The organism is Paraburkholderia polaris, assembly GCF_012927345.1.
GTDB classification, from domain to species: Bacteria; Pseudomonadota; Gammaproteobacteria; order Burkholderiales; family Burkholderiaceae; genus Paraburkholderia; species Paraburkholderia polaris.
This window is the reverse complement of record NZ_JABBGJ010000008.1, coordinates 25,852-49,666: the sequence shown is the minus strand read 5'-3', so window position 1 is coordinate 49,666 and position 23,815 is coordinate 25,852. Positions and strand designations below refer to the sequence as shown.

20 protein-coding genes and 1 pseudogene are annotated in these 23,815 nt (G+C 59.8%); 15 read left to right on the top strand and 6 right to left on the bottom strand.

All coding sequences use genetic code 11. The features are described from left to right. Positions 1-77 precede the first annotated feature (77 nt). From HHL24_RS09045 to HHL24_RS09020, 6 genes are all read left to right on the top strand, one after another. A complete protein-coding gene (locus HHL24_RS09045; protein ID WP_169485178.1) occupies positions 78-1,400 on the top strand; it encodes an ABC transporter substrate-binding protein in 1,323 nt (440 codons plus the stop codon). 211 nt (positions 1,401-1,611) lie between these two features. Further along, entirely contained in the window at positions 1,612-2,547 is a 936-nt protein-coding gene (locus tag HHL24_RS09040; protein WP_074282331.1) for a carbohydrate ABC transporter permease, read from the top strand. Between the two features lie 38 nt (positions 2,548-2,585). Continuing rightward, positions 2,586-3,419, top strand: coding sequence for a carbohydrate ABC transporter permease (locus HHL24_RS09035; RefSeq protein ID WP_230417395.1), 834 nt, complete (start codon positions 2,586-2,588; stop codon positions 3,417-3,419). Further along, positions 3,416-4,129: an HAD family hydrolase gene (locus tag HHL24_RS09030; protein ID WP_169485176.1), complete on the top strand. Its 714-nt coding sequence runs from the start codon at positions 3,416-3,418 to the stop codon at positions 4,127-4,129. Before HHL24_RS09035 ends, HHL24_RS09030 begins: the two co-directional genes overlap by 4 nt. 205 nt (positions 4,130-4,334) lie before the next feature. Continuing rightward, positions 4,335-5,444 (top strand): ABC transporter ATP-binding protein, encoded by a 1,110-nt coding sequence (locus HHL24_RS09025; protein WP_169485175.1) that lies wholly within the window; start codon positions 4,335-4,337, stop codon positions 5,442-5,444. Between the two features lie 73 nt (positions 5,445-5,517). Continuing rightward, complete coding sequence (locus tag HHL24_RS09020; RefSeq protein ID WP_169485174.1) at positions 5,518-5,814, top strand: DUF1330 domain-containing protein; 297 nt, start codon at positions 5,518-5,520, stop codon at positions 5,812-5,814. A gap of 44 nt (positions 5,815-5,858) precedes the next feature. Here the strand turns inward: HHL24_RS09020 and HHL24_RS09015 are convergent, their stop codons facing one another. The 3 genes from HHL24_RS09015 to dalD all read right to left on the bottom strand — a co-directional run bounded on the left by HHL24_RS09015 (position 5,859) and on the right by dalD (position 9,963). After that, entirely contained in the window at positions 5,859-6,806 is a 948-nt protein-coding gene (locus HHL24_RS09015; protein ID WP_169485173.1) for a sugar-binding transcriptional regulator, read from the bottom strand. A gap of 76 nt (positions 6,807-6,882) precedes the next feature. Further along, entirely contained in the window at positions 6,883-8,364 is a 1,482-nt protein-coding gene (gene xylB, locus HHL24_RS09010) for a xylulokinase (protein ID WP_169485172.1), read from the bottom strand. A 186-nt stretch (positions 8,365-8,550) separates the two neighbouring features. After that, the gene (dalD, locus tag HHL24_RS09005) at positions 8,551-9,963 is read right to left on the bottom strand and encodes a D-arabinitol 4-dehydrogenase (RefSeq protein ID WP_169485171.1); all 1,413 of its coding nucleotides are present in this window, start codon (positions 9,961-9,963) and stop codon (positions 8,551-8,553) included. Between the two features lie 386 nt (positions 9,964-10,349). Between dalD and HHL24_RS09000 the strand changes: the two genes are divergently transcribed. The 7 genes from HHL24_RS09000 to HHL24_RS08970 all read left to right on the top strand — a co-directional run bounded on the left by HHL24_RS09000 (position 10,350) and on the right by HHL24_RS08970 (position 18,453). Beyond that, positions 10,350-11,330 (top strand): AraC family transcriptional regulator, encoded by a 981-nt coding sequence (locus tag HHL24_RS09000; protein WP_169485170.1) that lies wholly within the window; start codon positions 10,350-10,352, stop codon positions 11,328-11,330. 124 nt (positions 11,331-11,454) lie between these two features. Continuing rightward, entirely contained in the window at positions 11,455-12,408 is a 954-nt protein-coding gene (locus HHL24_RS08995; protein ID WP_169485169.1) for an ABC transporter substrate-binding protein, read from the top strand. Between the two features lie 62 nt (positions 12,409-12,470). Continuing rightward, entirely contained in the window at positions 12,471-13,991 is a 1,521-nt protein-coding gene (locus HHL24_RS08990) for a sugar ABC transporter ATP-binding protein (RefSeq protein ID WP_169485168.1), read from the top strand. Then, positions 13,978-14,985 (top strand): ABC transporter permease, encoded by a 1,008-nt coding sequence (locus tag HHL24_RS08985; RefSeq protein WP_169485167.1) that lies wholly within the window; start codon positions 13,978-13,980, stop codon positions 14,983-14,985. Before HHL24_RS08990 ends, HHL24_RS08985 begins: the two co-directional genes overlap by 14 nt. Positions 14,986-15,019: 34 nt before the next feature. Next, positions 15,020-16,123 carry an alcohol dehydrogenase catalytic domain-containing protein gene (locus tag HHL24_RS08980; RefSeq protein WP_169485166.1) on the top strand — a complete coding sequence of 368 codons (1,104 nt, stop codon included), beginning with the start codon at positions 15,020-15,022 and terminating at the stop codon, positions 16,121-16,123. A 51-nt stretch (positions 16,124-16,174) separates the two neighbouring features. Next, positions 16,175-17,719, top strand: a complete 1,545-nt coding sequence (locus HHL24_RS08975) for an FGGY-family carbohydrate kinase (protein ID WP_169485165.1) — start codon at positions 16,175-16,177, stop codon at positions 17,717-17,719. Further along, the gene (locus HHL24_RS08970; RefSeq protein WP_169485164.1) at positions 17,716-18,453 is read left to right on the top strand and encodes an SDR family oxidoreductase; all 738 of its coding nucleotides are present in this window, start codon (positions 17,716-17,718) and stop codon (positions 18,451-18,453) included. Before HHL24_RS08975 ends, HHL24_RS08970 begins: the two co-directional genes overlap by 4 nt. A gap of 707 nt (positions 18,454-19,160) precedes the next feature. On the opposite strand, the gene HHL24_RS08965 is transcribed toward HHL24_RS08970, so the two are convergent. Beyond that, a complete protein-coding gene (locus HHL24_RS08965; protein ID WP_169485163.1) occupies positions 19,161-19,448 on the bottom strand; it encodes a hypothetical protein in 288 nt (95 codons plus the stop codon). A gap of 859 nt (positions 19,449-20,307) precedes the next feature. Between HHL24_RS08965 and HHL24_RS08960 the strand changes: the two genes are divergently transcribed. After that, positions 20,308-20,529: a hypothetical protein gene (locus HHL24_RS08960; RefSeq protein WP_169485162.1), complete on the top strand. Its 222-nt coding sequence runs from the start codon at positions 20,308-20,310 to the stop codon at positions 20,527-20,529. A 3-nt stretch (positions 20,530-20,532) separates the two neighbouring features. Continuing rightward, positions 20,533-21,157 (top strand): annotated as a pseudogene (locus tag HHL24_RS08955) (type VI secretion system amidase effector protein Tae4). Positions 21,158-21,975: 818 nt separating this feature from the next. On the opposite strand, the gene HHL24_RS08950 reads toward HHL24_RS08955, so the two are convergent. Continuing rightward, a complete protein-coding gene (locus tag HHL24_RS08950) occupies positions 21,976-22,461 on the bottom strand; it encodes a hypothetical protein (protein WP_169485161.1) in 486 nt (161 codons plus the stop codon). Between the two features lie 393 nt (positions 22,462-22,854). Next, positions 22,855-23,805, bottom strand: coding sequence for a tryptophan 2,3-dioxygenase (kynA, locus tag HHL24_RS08945; RefSeq protein WP_169485160.1), 951 nt, complete (start codon positions 23,803-23,805; stop codon positions 22,855-22,857). Between the last annotated feature and the right edge of the window lie 10 nt (positions 23,806-23,815).

The window sequence follows — 23,815 nt, the reverse complement described above, 5'->3', positions numbered from 1 at the left end:
GCCGGACCCGCTTCACCCTTCGTCATTTTCGTAGAACAAACGCAGCACTACATAACGTACGAGAAAGGAGACAACACATGAAACCAGCTACCCAGTCCGCGCTAAAGGCGCTCAGTGCCGGCGCGCTTGCATGCTTTGCGTTGAGCGCCCAGGCGGCCACGGTCACCATCGCCACGTTGAACAATCCGGACATGATCGAGCTGAAGAAGCTCTCGCCCGCTTTCGAGCAGGCGAATCCGGATATCAAGCTCAACTGGGTGATTCTCGAAGAAAACGTGCTGCGTCAACGCGCCACCACCGACATCACGACCGGCAGCGGCCAGTTCGACGTGATGACGATCGGCGCGTACGAAACGCCGCAATGGGGCAAGCGCGGCTGGCTCACGCCGCTCACCAATTTGCCCGCTGATTATGATCTGAACGACGTCGTGAAGACGGCCCGCGACGGCCTCTCGAGCGGCGGCCAGTTGTACGCGCTGCCGTTCTACGTCGAAAGCTCGATGACGTATTACCGCAAGGATCTGTTCGCAGCCAAGGGCCTGAAGATGCCCGATCAACCGACCTACGACCAGATCGCGCAATTCGCCGACAAGCTCACGGACAAAGCCAACGGCATGTACGGCATCTGCCTGCGCGGCAAGGCCGGCTGGGGCGAAAACATGGCGTACGCGACGACGGTGGTGAACACTTTCGGCGGCCGCTGGTTCGACGAAAAATGGCAAGCGCAACTCACCTCGCCGGAATGGAAGAAGGCCATCACGTTCTACGTCGATCTGCTGAAGAAAGACGGCCCTCCGGGAGCGAGCTCGAACGGCTTCAACGAAAACCTCACGCTGATGTCCTCGGGCAAGTGCGCGATGTGGATCGACGCAACGGTGGCCGCCGGCATGCTCTACAACAAGCAGCAGTCGCAGATCGCCGACAAGGTGGGCTTTGCGGCGGCGCCGATCGCCGTCACGCCGAAGGGCTCGCATTGGCTGTGGGCATGGGCGCTGGCCATTCCGAAGTCGTCGAAGCAGGCTGACGCGGCGAAGAAGTTCATCGCGTGGGCCACGTCGAAGCAGTACATCGAACTGGCCGCGAAGGATGAGGGCTGGGCTTCGGTGCCGCCGGGAACGCGTCATTCGACGTACGCGCGCCCTGAATACAAACAGGCTGCACCGTTCGGCGACTTCGTGCTGAAGGCAATCGAAACGGCGGATCCGGATCACCCGACGCTCAAGCCGGTGCCGTACACCGGTGTGCAGTTCGTCGGCATCCCTGAGTTCCAGTCGTTCGGCACGGTGGTCGGTCAGAGCATCTCCGGCGCGGTTGCCGGTCAGATGACGGTCGATCAGGCGCTGGCAGCCGGGCAGGCAACGGCGAACCGCGCCGTGCAACAGGCCGGTTATCAGAAGTAAGCCGCAGTGTTAAGCCGCACCGCAAGCACTGCAACGTAACGTGAAACGCGCCGGCTGACGCCCGTCAGCCGGCTCACGCAGCACAGCGGGCCGTCCTCGCCACTTATTTGCTCCCTACGCGCCGCAAGATCGCCTGGCGTCGCGGTGAGTGAAGCGGCGAAGGCGGTGTCTTCGTCGGACAGCCCGCGCATTACCGAACAGGTGGTCAATCATGCGTCCTCTGCGCCTACCTCTCATGCATGCCCATCCCCAGACAGAAAAAGAACGCGAAGTCCGTAAAGCCAATTCCGCCCGCTGGCTGGTATCGCCCTCGGTCGCGGTACTTGTACTGTGGATGGCCATTCCGCTGGCGATGACGATCTGGTTTTCGTTCTCGCGCTACAACCTGCTGAATCCGGATCTCAAAGGCTTCGCCGGATTCGACAACTACAAATATCTCGCTACCGATCCGTCGTTCGGACCGTCGATCGGGCACACGCTCGAACTGATCATCTCGGTGCTGGTGATCACGGTGGTCGGCGGCGTGCTGATGGCGATCCTGTTCGACCGTAAGTTTTACGGGCAGGGCATCGCGCGGCTGCTGGCGATCGCGCCGTTCTTCGTGATGCCGACGGTCAGCGCGCTGATCTGGAAGAACATGATCCTGCACCCGGTGTATGGCCTGATCGCACAGGGCATGCGCGCGATCGGCATGCAGCCGATCGACTGGTTTGCCGACTATCCGCTGACAGCGGTAATCATGATCGTCGCGTGGCAGTGGCTGCCGTTCGCGTTCCTGATTCTGTTCACCGCGATCCAGTCGCTCGATCAGGAGCAGAAGGAAGCGGCACGCATCGACGGTGCGGGTCCGTTTTCGATGTTCTTCTACATCACGCTGCCTCACCTGAAACGGGCGATTGCAGTGGTGGTGATGATGGAGACGATTTTCCTGCTGTCGATCTTCGCCGAAATCTATACGACCACGGGCGGCGGTCCGGGCACCGCGACCACCAATCTGTCGTACCTGATCTATTCGCTGGGCCTGCAACAGTTCGACGTCGGTCTCGCTTCGGCAGGCGGCATTCTGGCTGTGGTGCTGGCTAACATCGTGTCGTTCTTCCTTGTGCGGATGCTCGCGAAGAACCTGAAAGGGGAGTACGAAAAATGAGCCACGTTGCCTCTACACCGGCGTCCACCACGACGCCCATGACTGTGCCGGCGAAGTCGCCGTTCGCCGCGATTCGCCGCGGCATTCCCGGCGTGATTGCGTGGCTGGTCGCGCTGCTGCTGTTCTTCCCGATCTTCTGGATGACGATCACCGCGTTCAAGACGGAGCAGCAGGCGTATTCGTCGTCGCTGTTTTTCATCCCGACGCTCGATAGCTTCCGCGAGGTGTTCGCGCGCAGCAATTACTTTTCGTTCGCGTTGAATTCGATACTGATCTCGGTGGGCGTCACGGTGCTGTGCCTGATTCTCGCCGTGCCGGCTGCGTACGCGATGGCCTTCTTTCCGACGCGCCGCACGCAGAAAGTGCTGCTGTGGATGCTGTCGACCAAGATGATGCCGTCAGTCGGCGTGCTGGTGCCGATCTATCTGCTGTGGAAAAACACTGGTTTGCTCGATACGGTGTCGGGTCTGGTGATCGTCTACACGCTGATCAATCTGCCAATCGCGGTATGGATGTCGTTCACGTACTTCGCTGAAATTCCACGTGACATTCTGGAAGCAGGGCGGATCGACGGCGCTGTGACATGGCAGGAAATCGTCTATCTGCTGATGCCGATGTCGCTGCCGGGCCTCGCGTCCACCTCACTGTTATTAGTGATCCTGTCGTGGAACGAAGCGTTCTGGAGCATCAACCTGTCGAGTTCGAACGCCGCGCCGCTGACCGTGTTCATCGCGTCGTATTCGAGTCCTGAAGGGTTGTTCTGGGCGAAGCTCTCCGCTGCGTCGCTGCTCGCGGTCGCACCGATCCTGATCGTCGGCTGGCTGTCGCAGAAGCAACTGGTGCGCGGCCTCACGTTCGGGGCGGTCAAATGACGGCAGTCACATGTGCAAGCGCGGGGGTAGGAAATTTCGCGCTGATCTGCGATTGCGACGGTGTGCTGATCGACAGCGAAGCCGTGGCGGCGGCCATGCTGGTGCACGAACTCGAAGCACGCTGGCCCGATACCGATGTTGAACCCGTGGTGCTGCCGTTGCTCGGCTTGCGCATCGAAAAGGTACTGCAAGGCACGGCGGCGCAACTTGGCAGGAGCCTCAGCGTCGAGGATATCGAGGCGATCCGTCGAGCGGTGGAAGCGGCGGCGATGCAGGCGCAGGCGGTCGTCGGCATCGAAGCCGCGCTCGCGCAGGTGCCGCTCACCAAAGCATGCGCGAGCAACAGTTTTCGGCCGTACGTGGAGAACGTGCTGGCGCGCACGGGCCTCGTGAAGTTCTTTGGCAATCGGCTCTTTTGCGCCGATGCGGTGCCGAATCCGAAGCCCGCACCCGATGTCTATCTCGCTGCAGCGCTTGGTCTCGGCCTCGCGCCGTCCGCCTGCCTCGTCGTGGAAGACAGCGTGACGGGCGTGACGGCGGCGACCGCGGCGGGCATGACGGTGCTGGGCTTTATCGGCGGCGGTCATGCGAGTGACGCGCAGATCGACGCATTGCATGCAGCGGGTGCGCGTACCGTATTCGACGACATGCTGCAGTTGCCGGAACTGGTCGCGCAATGGACGTTGAGCGCGACGGCAGCGGCGCCGTAAGCGCGACAGGTCAAAGCAAATGAGCGGCGAATGAGCAGGATCTGACCCGCACATCGAGAAACGAATCAACGCAGCTGCTGAGGAAATGGAAGCTACGGAAGCAACGGAACTAACCTAAGCAACCGACGCAGCTGAAGCACCGTTAGCAACACACAGCGATACACAGCGATACACAGCGATACACAGCGATACACGGAGACACATCATGGCAAGCGTAACTCTGCGCAACATCAGAAAAGCCTACGACGACAACGAGGTGATGCGCGACATCAACCTCGACATTCTGGACGGCGAATTCGTCGTGTTCGTGGGCCCGAGCGGTTGCGGTAAATCGACGCTGATGCGGATGATCGCCGGCCTCGAAGACATCAGCGGCGGCGATCTGACCATCGACGGCACGCGCGTGAACGACGTGCCGCCCGCCAAGCGCGGCATCGCGATGGTGTTCCAGTCGTACGCGCTGTATCCGCACATGACGCTGTACGACAACATGGCGTTCGGCCTGAAACTCGCCGGCACCAAGAAACCGGAGATCGACGCCGCCGTGCGCAATGCCGCGAAGATTCTGCATATCGACCATCTGCTCGATCGCAAGCCGAAGCAGCTTTCGGGCGGTCAGCGCCAGCGCGTTGCAATCGGCCGCGCGATTACGCGCAAGCCGAAAGTGTTCCTGTTCGACGAACCGTTGTCGAATCTCGACGCGGCATTGCGCGTGAAGATGCGCCTCGAATTCGCGCGTTTGCACGACGAACTGAAGACCACGATGATCTACGTGACGCACGATCAGGTCGAAGCCATGACGCTGGCCGACAAGATCGTGGTGCTGTCGGCGGGCAATGTGGAGCAGGTCGGCAGCCCGACCATGCTGTATCACGCGCCCGCCAATCGCTTTGTCGCCGGCTTTATTGGTTCGCCGAAGATGAACTTCATGGAAGGGGTCGTGCAGTCGGTGACGCACGACGGCGTCACGGTCCGCTACGAAACCGGCGAGACGCAGCGTGTCGCGGTGGAGCCGGGCACGGTGAAGCAGGGTGACAAGGTAACGGTGGGCATTCGCCCCGAGCATCTGCACGTAGGAATGGCCGACGACGGCATCTCGGCGCGTACCATGGCGCTCGAATCGCTCGGCGACGCAGCGTATCTGTATGCAGAATCGAGCGTGTCACCGGATGGGCTGATCGCGCGGATTCCGCCGCTCGAACGTCACGCCAAGGGCGAGACGCAAAAGCTCGGCGCCACGCCGGATCACTGCCATTTATTCGACAGCGAAGGGAAAGCATTCCAGCGTAAGATCGTCGAAGTGCTGGCCGCGTGAGTCACTGATTGGGAAAGCGGCGGGCGCGCCGCTTTCCGCTCAGTCACGTTGATTCACGCTCCAGGAAACGCTCATGCCCGCCTACGTCGTCATTACGCGCGAGAAAACGCTCGACCCCGCCAAACTCGAGGAATACAAACAGGATGCGCCCGCAGTCTTCGAACAGCATCCAGTGATGATGCTGGCCAGTCATGGGCGCAGGGAAGTGGTGGAAGGCCCGGCGATCGAAGATATTCTGATTCTGGAATTCACTGGCTACGACGAAGCGCTCGCGTGGTATCGCAGCCCGGCATATCAGGCGGTCAGCGAGACGCGCCGACAGGGCGCGGACTATCGCATCATCATTACGGAAGGGCTGCCGGTGTTGTAGCGGTAACCCGCCGCGCGCTCAGTGAGTTCGCGCAATCCGATCGCTCAGGCTTCGAGCGCCGCTCGCGCGCACAACTCGTCGGTCACCAGTCCCGACAGCCAGCCACCATTGAGCACCGCGATCAGCGCCTCGCGCTTACGTTCGCCGCCTGCAAAACCAATGGTAGGGCGACGCGGCGGCGAGTCCAGCGCGATGCTGGTGACGCGCCGGCCGGTCGGCGATTCGACGTGCGCGCCGGCTGCATCGATCGGCAGGCCGAGCATTTCGGCCACCGCACCGTTCTGCATCAACTCCTTCACTTCCGCGGACGTGATAAAGCCGTCTTCGTGCAGGGGGCATTTCGGCCCGATATTGCCGATGCCGACGAACGCGACATCCGCTTCGGCCGACAGCGATTCGACGATCCGGTATAGCCGGTGATTGCACCACTGCGCGCGTTCAGCCTCGCTATCGGCGAGCAACGGCGCGGGCAGCAGAAAATGCTTGCCGCCGGTCTTCTCCGAAATGTGCAGCGCGACGTCGTAGCGATTCGAGGAGCCGTCCTGGGCGATCGCCCCGACCATCGATACCAACCGATGCTGCGGACGCTCCAGCTGGGCGATCTGATCGACTGCGGCCTTCAGCGTACGGCCGCTGCTCACGGCGACCACCATCGGCTTTTCTTCGCTGAGATAGCGCTCCATGACCTGCGCGCCGGCCACCGCCAGCTTGCGGTCGACTTCCTCCGACGTATCGCTGTCGATCGGTACGACTTCGCACATGCTCAGGCCGTAGCGCTTCGAAAGTTGATCGGCGAGCGCGAGGCAATCGGCCAGTTTGTGATCGACGCGCACGCGAATCAGGTTCTTTTCCACCGCGAAGGCGACCAGCCGTTGCGCGACTGGGCGTGACACCTGCAGTTTCTCGGCGATCTCGTTCTGGGTATTGCCTGCGACGTAGTAAAGCCACGCGGCGCGGGTGGCGAGATCTAATTTTTCTGTGGACTTGGGCACGGGGACGGTTCGCTTGAAGTGCGCCGATGATAGCAGCCGGTCCCGTCTCTCAACGGGAACCGGTTGCGGTTTGCCGTTAGGCGAGCGGTTGCCGCGCGGGGTCGAACAGCGGCCGCACGTGGCGGTAGAGCGCGCGATACGCTTCGAGCCGGGTGCGCAGTTCGGCGTGCCGCCGCGGGTTCGGCGTGAACTCCTTTTCGATGGGCGGCTTGGTCAGCACCTTGGCCGGGTCGCCGCCCGCGGCCAGCCAGCCGAGACGTGCCGCGCCGAGCGCCGCGCCGGTTTCGCCGCCGCCGTGCTTGCGGGTAGCGGTGTCGAGTGCGTCGGCGAGCAGTTGTGCCCAGTAGTCGCTGCGCGCACCGCCGCCGAGCAGGGACAACGCCTTCGCTTCGGTGCCGGCCGCGCGCAACGCGTCGAGGCCGTCGGTGAGCGCGAGCGTCACGCCTTCGAGTACCGCGTAGCCGAGCAACGCGCGATCGGTCGCGTGATTCATGCCGAAGAACACGCCCTGCGCATACGGGTCGTTGTGCGGCGTGCGTTCGCCGGACAGATAGGGCAGAAAGAGTGGGGCGGTGTTCAACGCCTCCGCTGGCAGCGCTTCGATCTCGGCGAGCAGGGTCGGTTCGTCGGTGGAGGTGAGCTTGCAGACCCAGCGCAAACAACTTGCCGCCGATAGCACCACGCTCATCTGATGCCAGCGATCCGGAATCGCGTGACAGAACGCGTGCACCGCGGAAGCCGGATTCGGCCGGAAACTGTCGCCGACCACGCACAACACACCCGAGGTGCCGAGCGAGACGAAGCCGTCGCCCGGTTGCGTCGCGCCGATGCCGATCGCACTCGTGGCGTTATCGCCACCGCCGGCCGCAACGATCACGCCGTCGCTCAAACCGAACTCGCGCGCCACGTCGGGCAGCAGGGTGCCTGATGGCTCACTGCCTTCGCACAAGCTCGGCATCTGCGCGCGCGTCATATTGCAGGCGGCGAGCAGCGAATCGGACCAGTCGCGTTTGGCGACGTCGAGCCACAGCGTGCCGGCTGCATCGGATGGATCGGACACCTTGCCGCCGGTCAGTTGCAAACGCAGGTAGTCCTTCGGCAACAGCACGCAGGCGGTTTGCGCGAAGATCTCCGGCTCGTGACGCGCGACCCAGAGCAGCTTCGGCGCGGTGAAACCGGGCATCGCGAGATTGCCGGCCACGGCGTGCAGTTCCGGCGCGCGCTCGGTGAGCTCCGCGCATTCCTTGTCGCTGCGCATGTCGTTCCACAGGATCGCGGGCCGCAATACGCGGTCTTGCGCGTCGAGCAGCACGGCACCGTGCATCTGCCCCGAGAGGCCGATGCCGCGAATCTGCGCGAACTCGTCGGGATGTTTGGCGCGCAGCGCGGCCATCGCCGTGCGCGTGCCGGCCCACCAGTCTTCGGGATTCTGTTCGGCCCAGCGCTGATGCGGACGCGAAACGGTAAAGGGTGAGCCTGCGGTGCCGATCACGCGTCCATCGGAGGCGAGCAGCAGGACTTTCACTTCGGACGTGCCGAGGTCGATGCCGAGATACATGGGCGCGAAACCTTCGTCGTTAGGGATGCGCTACTTTAGCCGCACATGGCGCGCGGTGCCATGCGCATTAAGCCTGGCACCAGTGCGGTTCGATGCCGCGCGATGCACGGCGCGGAGTGGCGCGATGTCCGTTGCTGCTGGCGTCCACGTGCCACATTGCGGCGACGCTAGCCGCCGGCGCGCGGGTCAAGCCGCGTCGCGTTTGGCCAGCCACACGTCGACACGCGCCAACGCGCCCGCCAGCGCCGATTCCAACTCCGGTGTCTGCGCCATGCTGCCCCATAGCAGCCGGTCAGCGGCGAACGCCTGCAACGGATCGGGCGCTGCAAAGAAGCCGCGCGCAACTTTTTCATCCATCACGCCATCCTGATACGCATACGGCAGCGCTCCGGCGTTCCAGCGTTCGAGGAAGCGGAAGAACAGCGCCGGCAACATCGCCGTCGCCGAAGGCGTGACGCCACGTTCGAAGCATTCCGAGAGCGTCGGCGCGATAAAGCCGGGCAGCTTCGAAAAGCCATCGGCAGCGACGCGCTGGTTGGTGTCCTGGATGTAGGGATTGCCGAAGCGTTCGAGCACCACGTCGCGATAGCGTTCGAGATCGAGCGGGCTTGGCGTGAGGCACGGAATCACGTCTTCGGTCACGTAGTCGAAGGCGAATTTGTTGATGTCCGGGTCGAGCGTGCCTTCATGGATATAGTTCAGTCCGACCAGCGTACCGGCCCACGCAATGCAGCTATGCGTCGCGTTGAGAATGCGGATCTTCGCTTCCTCGTACGGCAGCACCGAGTCGACCAGTTCCGCGCCGACCTTTTCCCATGCGGGGCGCCCGGCGATGAAGCGGTCTTCGATCACCCATTGGATGAAGGATTCCCCCATCACCGGACAGGCGTCGTCGACGCCGGTGGCGGCTTTGACGCGTTCGCGCACGTCGGGCGTCGGACGCGGCGTGATGCGGTCGACCATCGAACTCGGGCACGCGGTGTTGTCGTCGAACCATTGCGCCAGTTCGTCCGCGCCGCGCCGTTCGAGAAACTCGCTCATGCCCGCATGAAAACGTTCGCCGTTGCTGCGCAGGTTATCGCAAGTCTGCAGCGTGACCGGGCCGGCGCCACGTTTCATGCGTGCGTCGAGAATCGCCGCGAGCGCGCCGTAAATCGTAGTGTGGCCGCCTTTCAGATCGGCCGCGAGATCGGCATTGGCCGTGTCGAGCTCGTCCTGTTCGTCGAGGTAGTAGCCGCCTTCGGTGACGGTGAATGCAATGATCTTGCAGGCCGGATCGGCGCCTGCCTCGATCAGCGCATCGAGACTCTCGGTCCATGGCACCACGCGCTCGATCGAGCGAATCGTCTCGTACGCGCGCTCACCCTGCGGTGTGACGGTCTCGAGCGTATAGACACCGTTTTGCGCGGCAAGCGCTTCGAGCACCGCGTTCATGTCGCTGCGGATATTGCCCACCGTCAGCGACCAGTGCGGCTCGCCCGCCACCTTCGCCTCGTTCAACCGATGGAGATACCACGCCTGATGCGCGCGATGAAACGATCCCGCGCCGATGTGCAGGATCACGTGTGCGGCCGCGCCGCTGCCCTGTCCGCTGTTCATGTGCGTCTCCTGAATGTCTTTGATCGCACGGCTCGGCGCGTGCGTTTTTCTTAGAGTGGAGCATTTGCTCTGGCTGTGAGCGAATGATCGTACCCGGCGAAACGAATGTCAAGGCGACGTGAGCGGCTTTTCGTGGCGCAGCGCGGCGTGGCGGGACTTTCGGCGCGACTTGCGAGGTGTCCGCGCGTTATGGGACGTGTCTCGCCGTACGTATTGCATTGCACCAAATTTGACTTTTACCGCGTCAGGACTAACCCGAATGCAAAAAAGTATCAGTCTGCGGTTTGATTTTTAGTGGTGGATTGCGTCATAGAAGACTACTTTTCGCTATACAAGACGAAGGTCAGCGGCACCTGCAGCACGCCGCTTCATGGAGGAAGACGCGAATGCAACCCGATCTGGAAGTCGTCGCCGTACGGCGTGACGAATCCTTCAAAGTGTGGTCGCACGGCTATCCGTACCGTACGGTGCGCTGGCACTTTCACCCGGAATACGAAATCCATCTGATCGTGGCGACGACCGGCAAGATGTTCGTCGGCGATCACATCAGCAGCTTTACGCCCGGCAACCTCGTGTTGATGGGGCCGAACCTGCCGCACAACTGGGTCAGCGACGTGCCGGAAGGCGAGACGATTGCGCAGCGCAATCTGGTCGTTCAATTTGGACAGGAGTTCGTGTCGAGCTGCCTCGCGAGCTTCCCGGAGTGGCGCCAGGTCGAGGCGCTGCTCGCCGACTCGGGCCGCGGCGTGTCGTTCGGTGGAGAAACGAGTGCGGCAATCCAGCCGTTGTTCCTCGAATTGCTGGCCGCGCGCGGACTGCGCCGTCTTGTACTGTTCATGTCGATGCTTGAAATCCTGATGAACGCCGAGGACCGGGAGACGCTCGCGAGTCCTGCCTATCAGGCCGACCCGACCGGTTTCGCGTCGACCCGCATCAATCACGCGCTCTCGTATATCGGCAAGAATCTGTCGAACGACCTGCGCGAATCGGATCTCGCGCAACTCGCCGGGCAAAGCGTGAGTGCGTTCTCGCGTTACTTCCGCCGTCATACAGGGCTGCCGTTCGTGCAGTACGTGAACCGCATGCGCATCAACCTCGCGTGCCAACTGCTTACGGATGGTGAACTGAGCGTCACCGATATCTGCTTCAAGGCGGGCTTTAACAACCTGTCGAATTTCAACCGGCAGTTTCTCGCGGTCAAAGGCATGGCGCCTTCAAAATTCCGCCACTATCAGCAACTGAACGACGCGAGCCGCGACGCCTCTGAAGAAGCCGCCGCGCGCGGCGCGGGCATCGACAATGCACCCGCGATCGTGCTTGCGCCAGGTTTGCCACGCACCGCCGCGGCTGCCTATCCACCGACGTAGTCCTACGTAACGCTTCAACCTGAAGCGTTTCAATTCATCCGCGTTTCAACACCCATCGCGCTGTCCACAGACAGCGCGAGGGACTTGCTCATCTCATCGAACAGTTTTAATAACGGAGACAACCATGACGCAATCCACCTCGAAGCAGGCATCGTTGAAGACCTTCGCGCGCAGCACGGCTGCATTGGCGACGCTCGCATTTGGCCTGTCGTTCATCACCGCGCCGGCAGCACAGGCCGCGCCGCTGAAGATCGGCATGACGTTTCAGGAACTGAACAACCCGTACTTCGTGACGATGCAAAAAGCGCTGAACGACGCGGCTGCGTCGATCGGCGCGACGGTGGTCGTCACCGACGCGCATCACGACGTCAGCAAGCAGGTCAGCGACGTCGAAGACATGCTGCAAAAGAAGATCGACATCCTGCTTGTAAACCCGACTGATTCGACCGGCATTCAATCGGCGGTGACGTCAGCCAAGAAAGCGGGCGTGGTGGTGGTCGCCGTCGATGCGAATGCGAATGGCCCGGTCGATTCCTTCGTCGGTTCCAAGAATTTCGACGCGGGTGAGATGGCCTGTGAGTATCTGGCGAAGTCGATCGGGGGCAGCGGTGAAGTGGCGATTCTCGACGGCATTCCGGTGGTGCCGATTCTCGAACGGGTGCGCGGCTGCAAGGCGGCGCTTGCGAAAGTGCCGGGCATCAAACTCGTGGATACGCAGAACGGTAAGCAGGAACGCGCGACAGCGTTGTCCGTCACCGAGAACATGATTCAGGCGCATCCGAATCTGAAGGGCGTGTTCAGTGTGAACGATGGCGGCTCGATGGGCGCGCTCTCGGCGATCGAATCATCGGGCAAGGATATCAAGCTCACCAGCGTCGACGGTGCGCCGGAGGCGATTGCCGCGATCCAGAAGCCGAATTCGAAGTTCATCGAAACATCCGCGCAATTTCCGGCCGACCAGGTGCGTATCGCGCTTGGCATTGCGCTCGCGAAGAAGTGGGGCGCCAATGTGCCGAAAACCATTCCCGTCGACGTGAAGATGATCGACAAGAGCAATGCCAAGGGCTTCAGCTGGTAAGCCGAATGCTCGTCGCTGTGCTTCTTGGATGAATATGGCGGCGAGCAGCACAGGAGGACCCGATGGACACGATACTCAAGCTCGACAACATCACCAAAAGCTTTCCCGGTGTGAAGGCGCTGCAAGGCATTCATCTGGAGATCGCGCGCGGTGAGATTCACGCCTTGCTCGGTGAAAACGGCGCGGGCAAATCGACGTTGATGAAGATCCTGTGCGGCATCTATCAGCCGGACGAAGGCACGATCACAATCGCGGGTGAAGCGCGCCACTTCACGAACTACCACGATGCGGTTGCTGCGGGTGTCGGTATCGTGTTTCAGGAGTTCAGCCTGATTCCGTATCTGAATGCGGTGGAGAACATGTTTCTCGGTCGTGAGTTGAAGAATGGCTTGGGTCTGCTCGAACGCGGCAAGATGCGGCGCGTGGCAGCCGCGATTTTTCAGCGCTTGGGCGTGGCGATCGATTTATCGGTGCCGATTCGCGAACTGTCGGTTGCGCAGCAACAGTTTGTGGAAATCGGCAAGGCCTTGTCTTTGGAGGCGCGCATTCTGATTCTGGATGAGCCGACCGCGACACTGACGCCCGCCGAAGCCGAGCATCTCTTCGCGATCATGCGCGATCTGAAGACGCAGGGCGTCGCAATGATTTTTATCTCGCATCACCTCGAAGAGATCTTTGAAGTGTGCGACCGCATTACGGTGCTGCGGGACGGTCAGTACGTCGGCATGACCGAGGTCGCGCAATCGGATGTGAGCCGTCTCGTGGAAATGATGGTGGGGCGTCGAATCGAAAACAGCTTTCCGCCGAAGCCGGCGCTGCGCACCGATGCGAAGATCGTGCTCGACGTCGAGAAGCTGCAGTTGCTCAAAGACAGTCCGATGTTGAGTTTCACGCTGCGCGAGGGCGAGATTCTCGGTTTCGCGGGATTGGTCGGGTCGGGCCGCACGGAAACCGCGCTAGCCGTGATCGGCGCGGACCCGGCTTACGTGAAAGAGATCCGCATCAACGGCACAGCCGCGAAACTATCCGATCCGGCTGACGCATTGCGCGCCGGCGTCGGCATCTTGCCGGAGAGCCGCAAGACCGAAGGCCTGATCACCGATTTCTCCATCAAGCAGAACATCTCGATCAACAACCTCGGCAAATATCGCTCACTGCGTTTCTTTATCGATCAGCGCAGCGAAGCGCGTGCGACCGCCGACATCATGAAACGTGTCGGCGTCAAAGCCCCGACGATGCACACCGAAGTCGCGACGCTCTCAGGCGGCAATCAGCAAAAGGTGGTGATCGCGCGCTGGCTGAATCACCACACCAACATTCTCATCTTCGACGAACCGACGCGCGGCATCGACGTCGGCGCCAAAGCCGAAATCTATCTGCTGATGCGCGAACTCACCGCGCGCGGCTATTCGATCATCATGATCTCGTCCGAACTGCCGGAGATCGTCGGCATGTGCGACCGCGTCGCCGTGTTCCGGCAGGGCCGCATCGAAGCGATGCTCGAAGGCGACGAGATCGACTCGAACGCCGTGATGACCTATGCAACAGCCGGCACCCGTGGAGCAAACCATGAACACGCCTAATCCTTCTTCACCGCCGAAAACCTCGACCGTCAGCAGTGACACGCCGGGCGCACCGATGCGCTTTACGTGGGCCGCGTTGAAACGCTCGACGCTGTTTTATCCGTTCATCGGTTTACTGGTGGTGTGCATCGTGATGGTGTTTGCGAGCGACAGTTTCCTCTCCGCTGCGAATATCGAGAACGTGCTGCGCCAGGTGTCGATCAACGCGATCATTGCTGTGGGGATGACGTGCGTGATTCTGACCGGCGGTATCGACCTGTCGGTTGGCTCGGTGATGGCTTTGGCAGGCACGCTTGCCGCGGGCCTGATGGTCGCCGGGATGAATGCCGTGGCCGCGTTGGCAGTGGGTATCGCAGTCGGTTTGGGCTTCGGCGCGGCGAACGGGTTGTTTGTTGCGTACGCCGGTATGCCGCCGATCATCGTCACGCTCGCCACGATGGGTATCGCGCGCGGCCTCGCGCTGATCTACACCGGCGGCTATCCGATCGACGGGCTGCCTGACTGGGTCAGCTTCTTCGGCAGCGGCAAGATACTCGGCATCCAGGCGCCGGTTGTGATCATGGTGGTGATCTATGCGATTGCCTGGGTGTTGCTCGAACGCATGCCGTTCGGCCGCTACGTGTACGCGATCGGCGGCAACGAGCAGGCGACGCGTCTGTCCGGCGTACGTGTGGCCCGCGTAAAACTGATCGTCTACTCGATTGCCGGTTTGACGTCCGCTTTCGCCGCCATCGTGTTGACCGCGCGCTTGATGAGCGGTCAGCCGAACGCGGGCGTTGGCTTCGAACTCGACGCCATCGCCGCCGTGGTGATGGGCGGCACGTCGATCTCCGGCGGACGCGGCTCGATCATCGGCACCTTGATCGGCGCGTTGTTACTCGGCGTGCTGAACAACGGCCTGAACATGGTCGGCGTGAATCCGTATGTGCAGAACGTGATCAAGGGCGGAATTATTTTGCTGGCGATCTACATCAGCCGCGACCGCAGAAAGTAACTTTTAACTGACCTCTTTTTAGCAGGGCCATGCAATGACTCAATCCACACAATCCACGCATTCCGATCAGCAGGAAATGACGGCGATCGTCTGCCACGCACCGAAAGACTATCGCGTCGAACAAGTGTCCAAGCCAAAGGCTCGCGCACACGAACTGGTGATCCGTATCGCCGCGTGCGGCATTTGCGCGAGCGACTGCAAATGCCATTCGGGCGCGAAGATGTTTTGGGGCGGCCCGAGCCCGTGGGTCAAAGCGCCAGTGATTCCGGGTCACGAGTTTTTTGGTTTCGTCGAAGAAATCGGCGAAGGCGCGGCCGATCACTTCGGCGTGAAGATCGGCGATCGCGTGATCGCCGAACAGATCGTGCCGTGCGGCAAGTGCCGCTATTGCAAATCCGGCCAGTACTGGATGTGTGAGGTGCACAACATCTTCGGCTTCCAGCGCGAAGTCGCGGATGGCGGCATGGCCGAGTACATGCGTATTCCGCCGACGGCGATCGTCCATAAGATTCCCGACGGCATCTCGCTCGAAGATGCCGCGATCATCGAACCGCTCGCGTGTGCGATCCACACGGTGAATCGCGGCGACCTGCAACTCGACGATGTCGTGGTAATTGCGGGCGCGGGTCCGCTTGGTTTGATGATGACGCAAGTCGCGCATCTGAAGACGCCGAAGAAGCTCGTCGTGATCGATCTGGTTGAGGAACGTCTGGCACTCGCGCGTGAATATGGCGCGGACGTGACGATCAATCCGAAACAGGACGACGCGTTGGCGATCATTCATTCGCTAACGGACGGCTACGGTTGCGACGTCTACATCGAAACGACTGGCGCGCCGATCGGCGTCAACCAAGGCATGGATTTGATTCGCAAGCTCGGACGTTTCGTCGAGTTTTCCGTGTTCGGAGCGGATACGACGCTGGACTGGTCGGTGATCGGCGACCGCAAGGAGCTCGATGTACGCGGCGCGCATCTCGGCCCATACTGTTATCCGATTGCGATCGATTTGCTGGCGCGCGGACTCGTGACGTCGAAGGGCATCGTCACGCACGGCTTTTCGCTGGAAGAATGGGACGAAGCGATCAAGGTCGCTAACTCGCTCGATTCGATCAAGGTGTTGCTGAAGCCGCGTGTCTGAGCGTTTGGCGCAACGCGGGTCAAGGACGAGCGGCACATAAACGGAGACTGTATGGACTACGTCATCGGCGTCGATATCGGCACGCAGAGCACCAAGGCGCTGCTGGTCGATCAGCACGGCGCGATCGTCGCGCAGCATGCGTCGAGCTATCAGCCGGATACGCCCAAGCCGCTATGGGCCGAGCAATGGCCGGCAGTGTGGTTGAAGGCGGTGGTGGAATGCATTGCGGCGTGCGTCGGCAAGGCGAAGGAGGCGGGCGTCGCGGCGAAGTCCATCAAGGCGCTGTGCGTGAGCAGCCTGTATGGCGGATCGGGGATTCCCGTCGATAGCGAGATGCGGCCGCTTTATCCGTGTCTGATCTGGATGGACCGGCGTGCGACCGATCAGGTGGAGTGGGTGCGTGGAAACATCGACCTCGAGCGGCTGTATGCAATCACGGGTAATGGCGTGGACAGCTACTACGGTTACACGAAGATGTTGTGGCTGCGCGAGCACGAGCCGGATGTGTGGGCGCGCACGCGCTACTTCCTGCCGCCGAATGCGTATGTGATTTATATGCTGACCGGTGATGTTGCTGTCGATCATAGTTCGGCAGGGAATATCGGCGGTATCTACGACATTGCGAAGCGCGACTGGTCGGATGAAGCGCTCGACATGCTCGGTATCCCCGCGACGATGATGCCGGAGCGGTTGGTGGAGTCGTCGGACGTGGTGGGCGGATTGTTGTCGCAGTGGACCGAACAGCTTGGATTGGAGGCGGGCACGGCGATCGTCGCGGGTGGTGTGGATGCCGCGGTGGCGACGTTTGCTGCGGGTGTGACGCGCGCGGGGCAACACGTTGCGATGATCGGTACGAGTATGTGCTGGGGGTATATCAACCAGACAGTCGATGCGCGGCATGGGTTGATCAGCATGCCGCATGTTTTCAACGGTCAGCGCGATATTTATGTGTTCGGCGGCGCGATTACGGCGGGTGCTTCGGTGACGTGGTATCGCGAGCAGTTTTGTCATGCGGAGACGGAGGCCGCACGCGCGATACCGAATGGGGATCCGCATCGGTTGCTTGAAGAGAGCGCTTCTCAGATTCCAGCGGGTTCGGACGGTGTGATGTTCTTGCCTTATTTGATGGGCGAACGCAGTCCGGTTTGGGATGCGAAGGCGAGTGGAGCGTTTGTTGGCCTGAGTCTGTTTCACACGCGAGCGCATTTGTATCGTGCGGTGTTGGAAGGCGTTTCGTTCGCGTTGAAGCACAACATCGAAGCAGGACGTAAAGGTGCGCAGTCGTTGGATGACAAGTTGATCGTCGTGGGCGGTGCGGCGCATTCGGATTTGTGGATGCAGATCATTGCGGACATTACCGGCTATCCGGTCTATACGATCGAGCAGGATGTGGAGGCAGCGATGGGCGCGGCGTTGCTGGCGGGTGTCGGTGTCGGTCTGGTGTCGCGTGAAGAGGCGCAGCGCGGATGGGTCACGCTGATTGAACGTGCGGAGCCGAACGCGCAACGGATGGCGTTGTACGAGCAGCGATTCGGCGTTTATACGGATTTGTATCCGGCGTTGAAGCCGGTCATGCATCGGTTGCAGACATCATGAATGCTACTTTTGATTTTTCTGGTCGCTCGATTCTGGTTACGGGTGCATCGAGTGGAATTGGACGGGCTACGGTGGAAGCGTTGTGCGCATCCGGCGCGAACGTGGTCGCAGCGGCGCGGAATGTGAATGAGCTCGCTCGTCTGGCAGAGGAAACGGGCTGCGAGCCGCTGATGCTTGATGTGAGCGACGAAGCCGCTATCGATGAAGCGCTGGTTTCGCTCGATGCATTCGATGGGCTCGTGAATTGCGCGGGCATCGCCTTACTTGAGCGGGCAGTGGATACGACCGGTGCGAGTTTCGATCGTGTGATGGCGGTGAATGCGCGAGGGGCGGTGCTAGTTGCCAAGTACGTGGCCCGCGGGATGATCGATGCTAAACGCGCCGGCAGCATAGTGAATGTTTCCAGTCAGGCTGCACTCGTGGCACTGGATGACCATTTGAGTTATTCGGCTTCCAAGGCTGCGCTTGATGCTGTTACGCGTGCTTTGTGTATCGAGTTGGGGCCTTACGGCATTCGCGTGAATAGCGTCAATCCGACGGTGACGCTGACGCCGATGGCGGTGCAGGCGTGGAGTGATCCCGTGAAGCGCGATCCGGCTCTGATGGCGATTCCGTTGCGGCGCTTTGCAGAGTCCGCTGAGGTCGCTGCGCCGATTATGTTTTTGTTGAGCGATGGGGCTTCGATGATTAGTGGGGTTTGCTTGCCGGTTGATGGGGGGTATACGGCGAGGTGATGGGTTCGCGCGCGTCAAGAAAAGGCGCGGGTCGTGCCTTTTTCTTGTGCGTGTGGCCTACAGCGATACGACTCGCGTGCCAACGAGCGTGAGCGACCAATCAATGACAACTGCTACAAAACCCCACAAGAATAGCTGCCGAGCGCTCATATTTCGCCTGCTCAATTGGTAACCGAGGATTGCGAATAGAAAGGGCGGCCCGAGCACGACCAGTGCAAGACCTACGATCATGTGCGCGTCACTACTGCATACGTCAATACCACCGCACACGCTGGGTTTCGGTCGGCAGTAGCTCGGATAAGCCTTGCACAATCTGACGTCTATAGCACCCCACGCAAGTACGCTCGCGAACCCGAGAAGACCGAAACAAGCCGTTGTGAAGAAACGCCTATTCATTCGATTTCCGTTTGGGCTAACCCTGGCGGCTCGAACGGCGCGCTTTGGCGATGATCCCGCCAGCGAGCGCAAGCACGAAAGCACTAGCCAATGCACAGCGAAGGGCGAACACCAAAGCGTGCACGCCGCACTCGTCGCCACATTCGACCGTCGAATGTGGCAAGGCGGTGTACAGTCCAATCAAACCGCCAACGATAGCCCCGCCGACGAATAGTGAGAGGATGAGTATTGCTGTTTTCAGGCTATTTCCCAGAATGAGATTTGCTTCGCGTCTGCGAGATTAGAAAACACAGTCGGTTTGTTCGGCATTGTCAGTTTCCATCCTGTTTCGCAAACATCTGCGTGATCCTGTCGCCATTGCGCAGGCTGCCGCCAAAAAGGTCAGCAGGCCGGGCCCCGATCACGAGTGCAAACCCCGTCCCGTCCGTGATGACCACTTCATTCCGGTCTCGGTAGGTCCCGATATCGCCAACGGGTGCAACACCCAGGCCATGGAAGCCGAACCCTTCTGTTGCTGTTGTGACGTGTCCGACTCTTCCGGTTAGTGAACCGATTGTCGCGAACAGATATTTTGCTTCTTTGCTGTCCCCATCTTTCATGTGCTGTCTCCTGCTAGTGGTTGAACAAGACCATTTGGCCGAGACTCGCCGCATTGGAATCCGATCGCTATAAGACGGCTCCGAAAATAAAAATGTTATGTGGGCTGCATCGGGGCAATCGCGTGAAACGTTACAGATGGTGGCGGAATCGTTGTAAGTCCGGCGGAATGCGCGTTTACTGCGGCATTTGATCCCGGGGAAAGGCCATGCAGGAAGACGTGCAGAGTATCGAAGAGACGTTGGCGATCTGCGCGATCCGCGCAGCCGCACGCCGGCTCATGATCTGACGGAGATGGCGCCGGAATTTCGTTTTTCCGGTGCAAGAACAAATGTGTTGCTGACAACGGATGTTAGAGGAATGGCATGATTAAGAATCGAGAGATAGCCGTAGACCTAAGCAATCGACTGCTCAAGATGAGCGGCGCGATTAACGACGCAATCATTCTTGTACAGGATCGTTGCCCAGACGATGAGTTCAAAGAGTTCCGCATGGCGATGGGTAGGTTGCTTGACCGTCTATACGTGTTGGGCCTAGAACCAATCTACGAAGAACATCCAGATATAGCGCCGCCAGAGTTGGAGTTTAAGCCTCGGGGGAAAGGCAATAGTTGACCAGCCCGCGTCACTGCTAAAGTCTCCAGACAGAGTTTGCGTCCGATCTACAGGCAGCATCCACGCATGCTCGATATCTCAAGGTCAAACACTTCACGGCATCAAAGTTTTCTGACGCTAGGATGTTAAGACCTTACGTAACTTCAGAATCACCTCACGCGTTTTTCGAGCGTGACTGATTTCTCTCGCCGCGAAAAAGACTCAGTCTCTACGGATAAGTTTGTTCAACTCTGTAGGAGACGGGCTCGTGGCAAATACCATAACCAACGAAACGGCCGATCTGTTTGCAACCATCGGTTCACTGATCGGACGAGGCAGACGGATAGCGACGGCAACGGTCGGATCGACTATCGATTGCTTGGGTCGTACCGATGACGGCGACAGCTCGCCCCGCATCGAGAATCAGGAGGCCGTCAACTATAAGGTTCATTGCGGTGATGAAGCACTTGCTCGAGAAGCGGGGGTTTGAAGCATGCCAAACAAGGAGACCGTCGTTCGAACGAATTCAATTCCCGGCTCAATCAAAGTGGTTGACTTGAGGGTTTTGACCTTCCAGGAGCTGTGGGACAACTATCCTTCGGGCAACCCATACAATGATCCAACCGGAGAATACAAGAATCAGTGTGCGATACGCATGAGCGTCACATTTCATCGAATCGGCAGTGAGATGAAATCCTTCTCGCAGAAGCTAGTCAAACCGATGCCGGGTAAGCCAACGCTTGGGCGAATCTTGTTGGATGGGAAGCCTACGGCTACGCGAGCATACGAGTTAGCCGAGTGGCTAAGGCTGCGGCCATTTGCGGGACTTCCGAACGCCGAGGACATCACTGGCGTTGATTGGGAATCAAAGGTCAAGGGTCGCACGGGTATTATCTTCTTCTACGGATACTGGCGGCAGGAGGGGGGACTCACAGGACAATCTGAGCGGCGGCCATATCGACCTTTGGAACGGAACACGATTGACCATAAGCGGCCCGATGGACTCCGTTGCAACACTTGGCAGACGGTTCGGACTGAACTCTTTTGCCTCGAGTTTTCCGTTTGGATTCTCCGATTTACGCCAATCAAAGCAAATATTATTTTGGGCAATGAAATGAAAAGGCTGGCGGCTCTTGTGATGTTCACTGCTATAGGGGCAATTGCCGGCACCGTTGCAGCATGCATCGTGCTTGCCTTCTCACCCGTATGCGGATACGACTGTGAGACTCACGCTACTGGAGTCTGGTTCTTCATAACCGGCGCGTGTCTTATCGGGTTCCCCTTACTGGGACATGTGTTCACGCGTGGGGCGAGATTGACCGTCAAACGAGGATCCATTGTCGCCGCTGGCTTGGTGAGTACGGTATTGCTTGGCGCATCATGTTTTTATGTCGTAGACCTTCGTAGACATTACGCCGATGCCGAAGCGGCACGCCCGGTAAGCGCGGACGTCGACTTCATGTACATGTCCATAGCAACGCGTGACGTGCAGACTTATACGAAGACGGCAAACGGATTGGTGAAACCGCTGACTGTCATACCCCAGTGGCAACGGTGCGCAATTGATGGTGCGTGGTGCGATACAAGCCCGAAGCAAGCGCATATGCGATGCAAGACTGGTGTGGTTTATGTGAATGCAGCCGACTGGTCTGCATTTTCTCTAGTTCCGAACGAAAATATTCTTGGCGCAGTGCCCATGAAATCGATGAACCTTTGCGAACCTGGGAACATTCCAGATAACTAGCCCGATCACATTGGCTTCTGATTCGATTGTTGAGCGTCGATAGCAACGCCATGCGGAGTGATGTATGGCGAGAGTGAGGTGGCGCCGCTTGAACTTCAATGGGCGCCTGTTCCGGCGTACCGGTACGTATAAGAAAGGCGCGAACGAATCGCGCCTTTTCTTTTGTCGCAGCATGGTCGCCGCTACTTCTTTTTAGTGCTTCACTGCTGCCAACTGCGCATCAGCTCGCGCGCGCTCGGCAGTCTTTACGCGTTCCTGCTTACGCGTCACAGCTTTGTCCGACGCAGCCTCGGCTTCAGCTGCAGCTTCCCCTGCCTCTCGTCCTGCCTCCGCAGCATCTGAAAGAAGTTGTGCCGCAAGTTTGGCGGTGATGCGGCTATGAGGAACCCCCTTCGCATCGAGCGCGATTACCTGATACAGGTCGCGGTCGCATTCAACTTCCTGCTGGTATTGCTCGACGGTATAGAGCAGGTGTTCCAGCAGGTTGCGCTCTCGGCGTCTTTCTTCAACCGTCGTAGCCGGGCATCGGGTGATGCTCGCAGCGAGGTCAATCAGTGTTCGAAGCTGCTGGATTTGCCGGTCGCATGCTCCAAACGCGGACAGTGCAAGTTTTTCGTACTGGAGCGCATCAACCGGCGGGCGTGATGCAGTTTGATTCTTCTTGGTGGATTTGCTCATGGTGCGATTTCCGGTTAGTTCCTAGATCGCCCGACACTTGCTAACAGGTAGGGTGAGCGGGCACGTAGCGAGTTTGAGAGACCGGGCGTAAAACCAAAACCGGCGAGCCTTGCGGCTCCCTCACCACAGCCCGCCCATAGAAACGGACGTGCATGGTTGCGCACTACCCACTTTCGCAGGTAGTGCGGTTTTACGCTGCGGGCTCTCACACCCGGCCGTCTTGTCTAACGGCAAATAGAAATCTAACCCAACTATTTTTTAAGACGATCAACCGGACGAGCTAAACGCGCGAATTATAACCAATCTTTACATTTGAACCGATGCGTCTACGGGTCACCATACATTGCTCGAATGCAGTCAATGCGTCGCGCATTGACGACGACACAAAGACCGTTAAAGCATCGTCCTCACATGCCAAAGCTCAGGAAACAAAACCACATCCAGCATCTTCCGCAGATAAGGCGCGCCACTCGTGCCGCCGGTACCTTGCTTGAACCCAATAATCCGCTCAACCGTCGTCACATGCCTAAACCGCCACTGCCGAAATGCATCCTCGAGATCGACAAGTTCCTCCGCCATCTCGTACAACTCCCAATGCTGCGAAGGATTCCGATACACCTCCAGCCAGGCCGCTTCGACGGAAGCATCATGCGTCGTCGGCTGCGTCCAGTCCCGCTCCAACCTGGAGGGTGAAATCGCAAACCCACGCCTTGCCAGCAGTCGAACCACTTCATCGTAAAACGAAGGCGCTTTCAGCGAAGCCGTCACCTCAGCAAGAACATCCGCCCGATGCGCATGCGGCTTCAGCATCTGCTCATTCTTATTACCGAGCAAAAACTCGATCTGCCGATACTGATAAGACTGGAACCCGGAAGAGCTACCCAGATAAGGCCGCATCGCCGTGTACTCGGACGGCGTCATCGTCGCGAGAACGCTCCATGCCTGGACGAGCTGCTCCATGATCCGCGACACCCGCGCAAGCATCTTGAACGCCGGCGGCAATTCATCGCGATGCACAGCCTTCAACGCCGCGCGCAACTCATACAGCGCGAGCTTCATCCACAATTCGCTCGTCTGATGCTGGATGATGAACAGCATCTCGTTGTGATCCGGCGACAACGGATGCTGCGCATCCAGCACCGTCCCCAGCGAGAGATAATCGCCGTAACTCATCGACTCCGAAAAATCGAGCTGCGCGTCATGCCAGCCATCGCTGGAATCGGAAGCCACTGAGGAGCCGGAAGCAGGGGGTGTCGCATGCGCAACTCCACCGCCATGCCCAAACGGACAGCCTTGCGCCGGTTTCTCTTCCGGCAATCCCGGCGTTTGCATGTGATCGGTCATCGCGAGCTCC

What these genes read in the sequence shown, in the direction of transcription:
- HHL24_RS09045 (WP_169485178.1), top strand. Translation starts at nt 78, where the DNA reads ATGAAACCAGCTACCCAGTCCGCGCTAAAGGCGCTCAGTGCCGGCGCG.
- HHL24_RS09040 (WP_074282331.1), top strand. Translation starts at nt 1,612, where the DNA reads ATGCGTCCTCTGCGCCTACCTCTCATGCATGCCCATCCCCAGACAGAA.
- HHL24_RS09035 (WP_230417395.1), top strand. Translation starts at nt 2,586, where the DNA reads ATGACTGTGCCGGCGAAGTCGCCGTTCGCCGCGATTCGCCGCGGCATT.
- HHL24_RS09030 (WP_169485176.1), top strand. Translation starts at nt 3,416, where the DNA reads ATGACGGCAGTCACATGTGCAAGCGCGGGGGTAGGAAATTTCGCGCTG.
- HHL24_RS09025 (WP_169485175.1), top strand. Translation starts at nt 4,335, where the DNA reads ATGGCAAGCGTAACTCTGCGCAACATCAGAAAAGCCTACGACGACAAC.
- HHL24_RS09020 (WP_169485174.1), top strand. Translation starts at nt 5,518, where the DNA reads ATGCCCGCCTACGTCGTCATTACGCGCGAGAAAACGCTCGACCCCGCC.
- xylB (WP_169485172.1), bottom strand. Translation starts at nt 8,364, where the DNA reads ATGTATCTCGGCATCGACCTCGGCACGTCCGAAGTGAAAGTCCTGCTG.
- dalD (WP_169485171.1), bottom strand. Translation starts at nt 9,963, where the DNA reads ATGAACAGCGGACAGGGCAGCGGCGCGGCCGCACACGTGATCCTGCAC.
- HHL24_RS09000 (WP_169485170.1), top strand. Translation starts at nt 10,350, where the DNA reads ATGCAACCCGATCTGGAAGTCGTCGCCGTACGGCGTGACGAATCCTTC.
- HHL24_RS08995 (WP_169485169.1), top strand. Translation starts at nt 11,455, where the DNA reads ATGACGCAATCCACCTCGAAGCAGGCATCGTTGAAGACCTTCGCGCGC.
- HHL24_RS08990 (WP_169485168.1), top strand. Translation starts at nt 12,471, where the DNA reads ATGGACACGATACTCAAGCTCGACAACATCACCAAAAGCTTTCCCGGT.
- HHL24_RS08985 (WP_169485167.1), top strand. Translation starts at nt 13,978, where the DNA reads ATGAACACGCCTAATCCTTCTTCACCGCCGAAAACCTCGACCGTCAGC.
- HHL24_RS08980 (WP_169485166.1), top strand. Translation starts at nt 15,020, where the DNA reads ATGACTCAATCCACACAATCCACGCATTCCGATCAGCAGGAAATGACG.
- HHL24_RS08975 (WP_169485165.1), top strand. Translation starts at nt 16,175, where the DNA reads ATGGACTACGTCATCGGCGTCGATATCGGCACGCAGAGCACCAAGGCG.
- HHL24_RS08970 (WP_169485164.1), top strand. Translation starts at nt 17,716, where the DNA reads ATGAATGCTACTTTTGATTTTTCTGGTCGCTCGATTCTGGTTACGGGT.
- HHL24_RS08965 (WP_169485163.1), bottom strand. Translation starts at nt 19,448, where the DNA reads ATGAAAGATGGGGACAGCAAAGAAGCAAAATATCTGTTCGCGACAATC.
- HHL24_RS08950 (WP_169485161.1), bottom strand. Translation starts at nt 22,461, where the DNA reads ATGAGCAAATCCACCAAGAAGAATCAAACTGCATCACGCCCGCCGGTT.
- kynA (WP_169485160.1), bottom strand. Translation starts at nt 23,805, where the DNA reads ATGACCGATCACATGCAAACGCCGGGATTGCCGGAAGAGAAACCGGCG.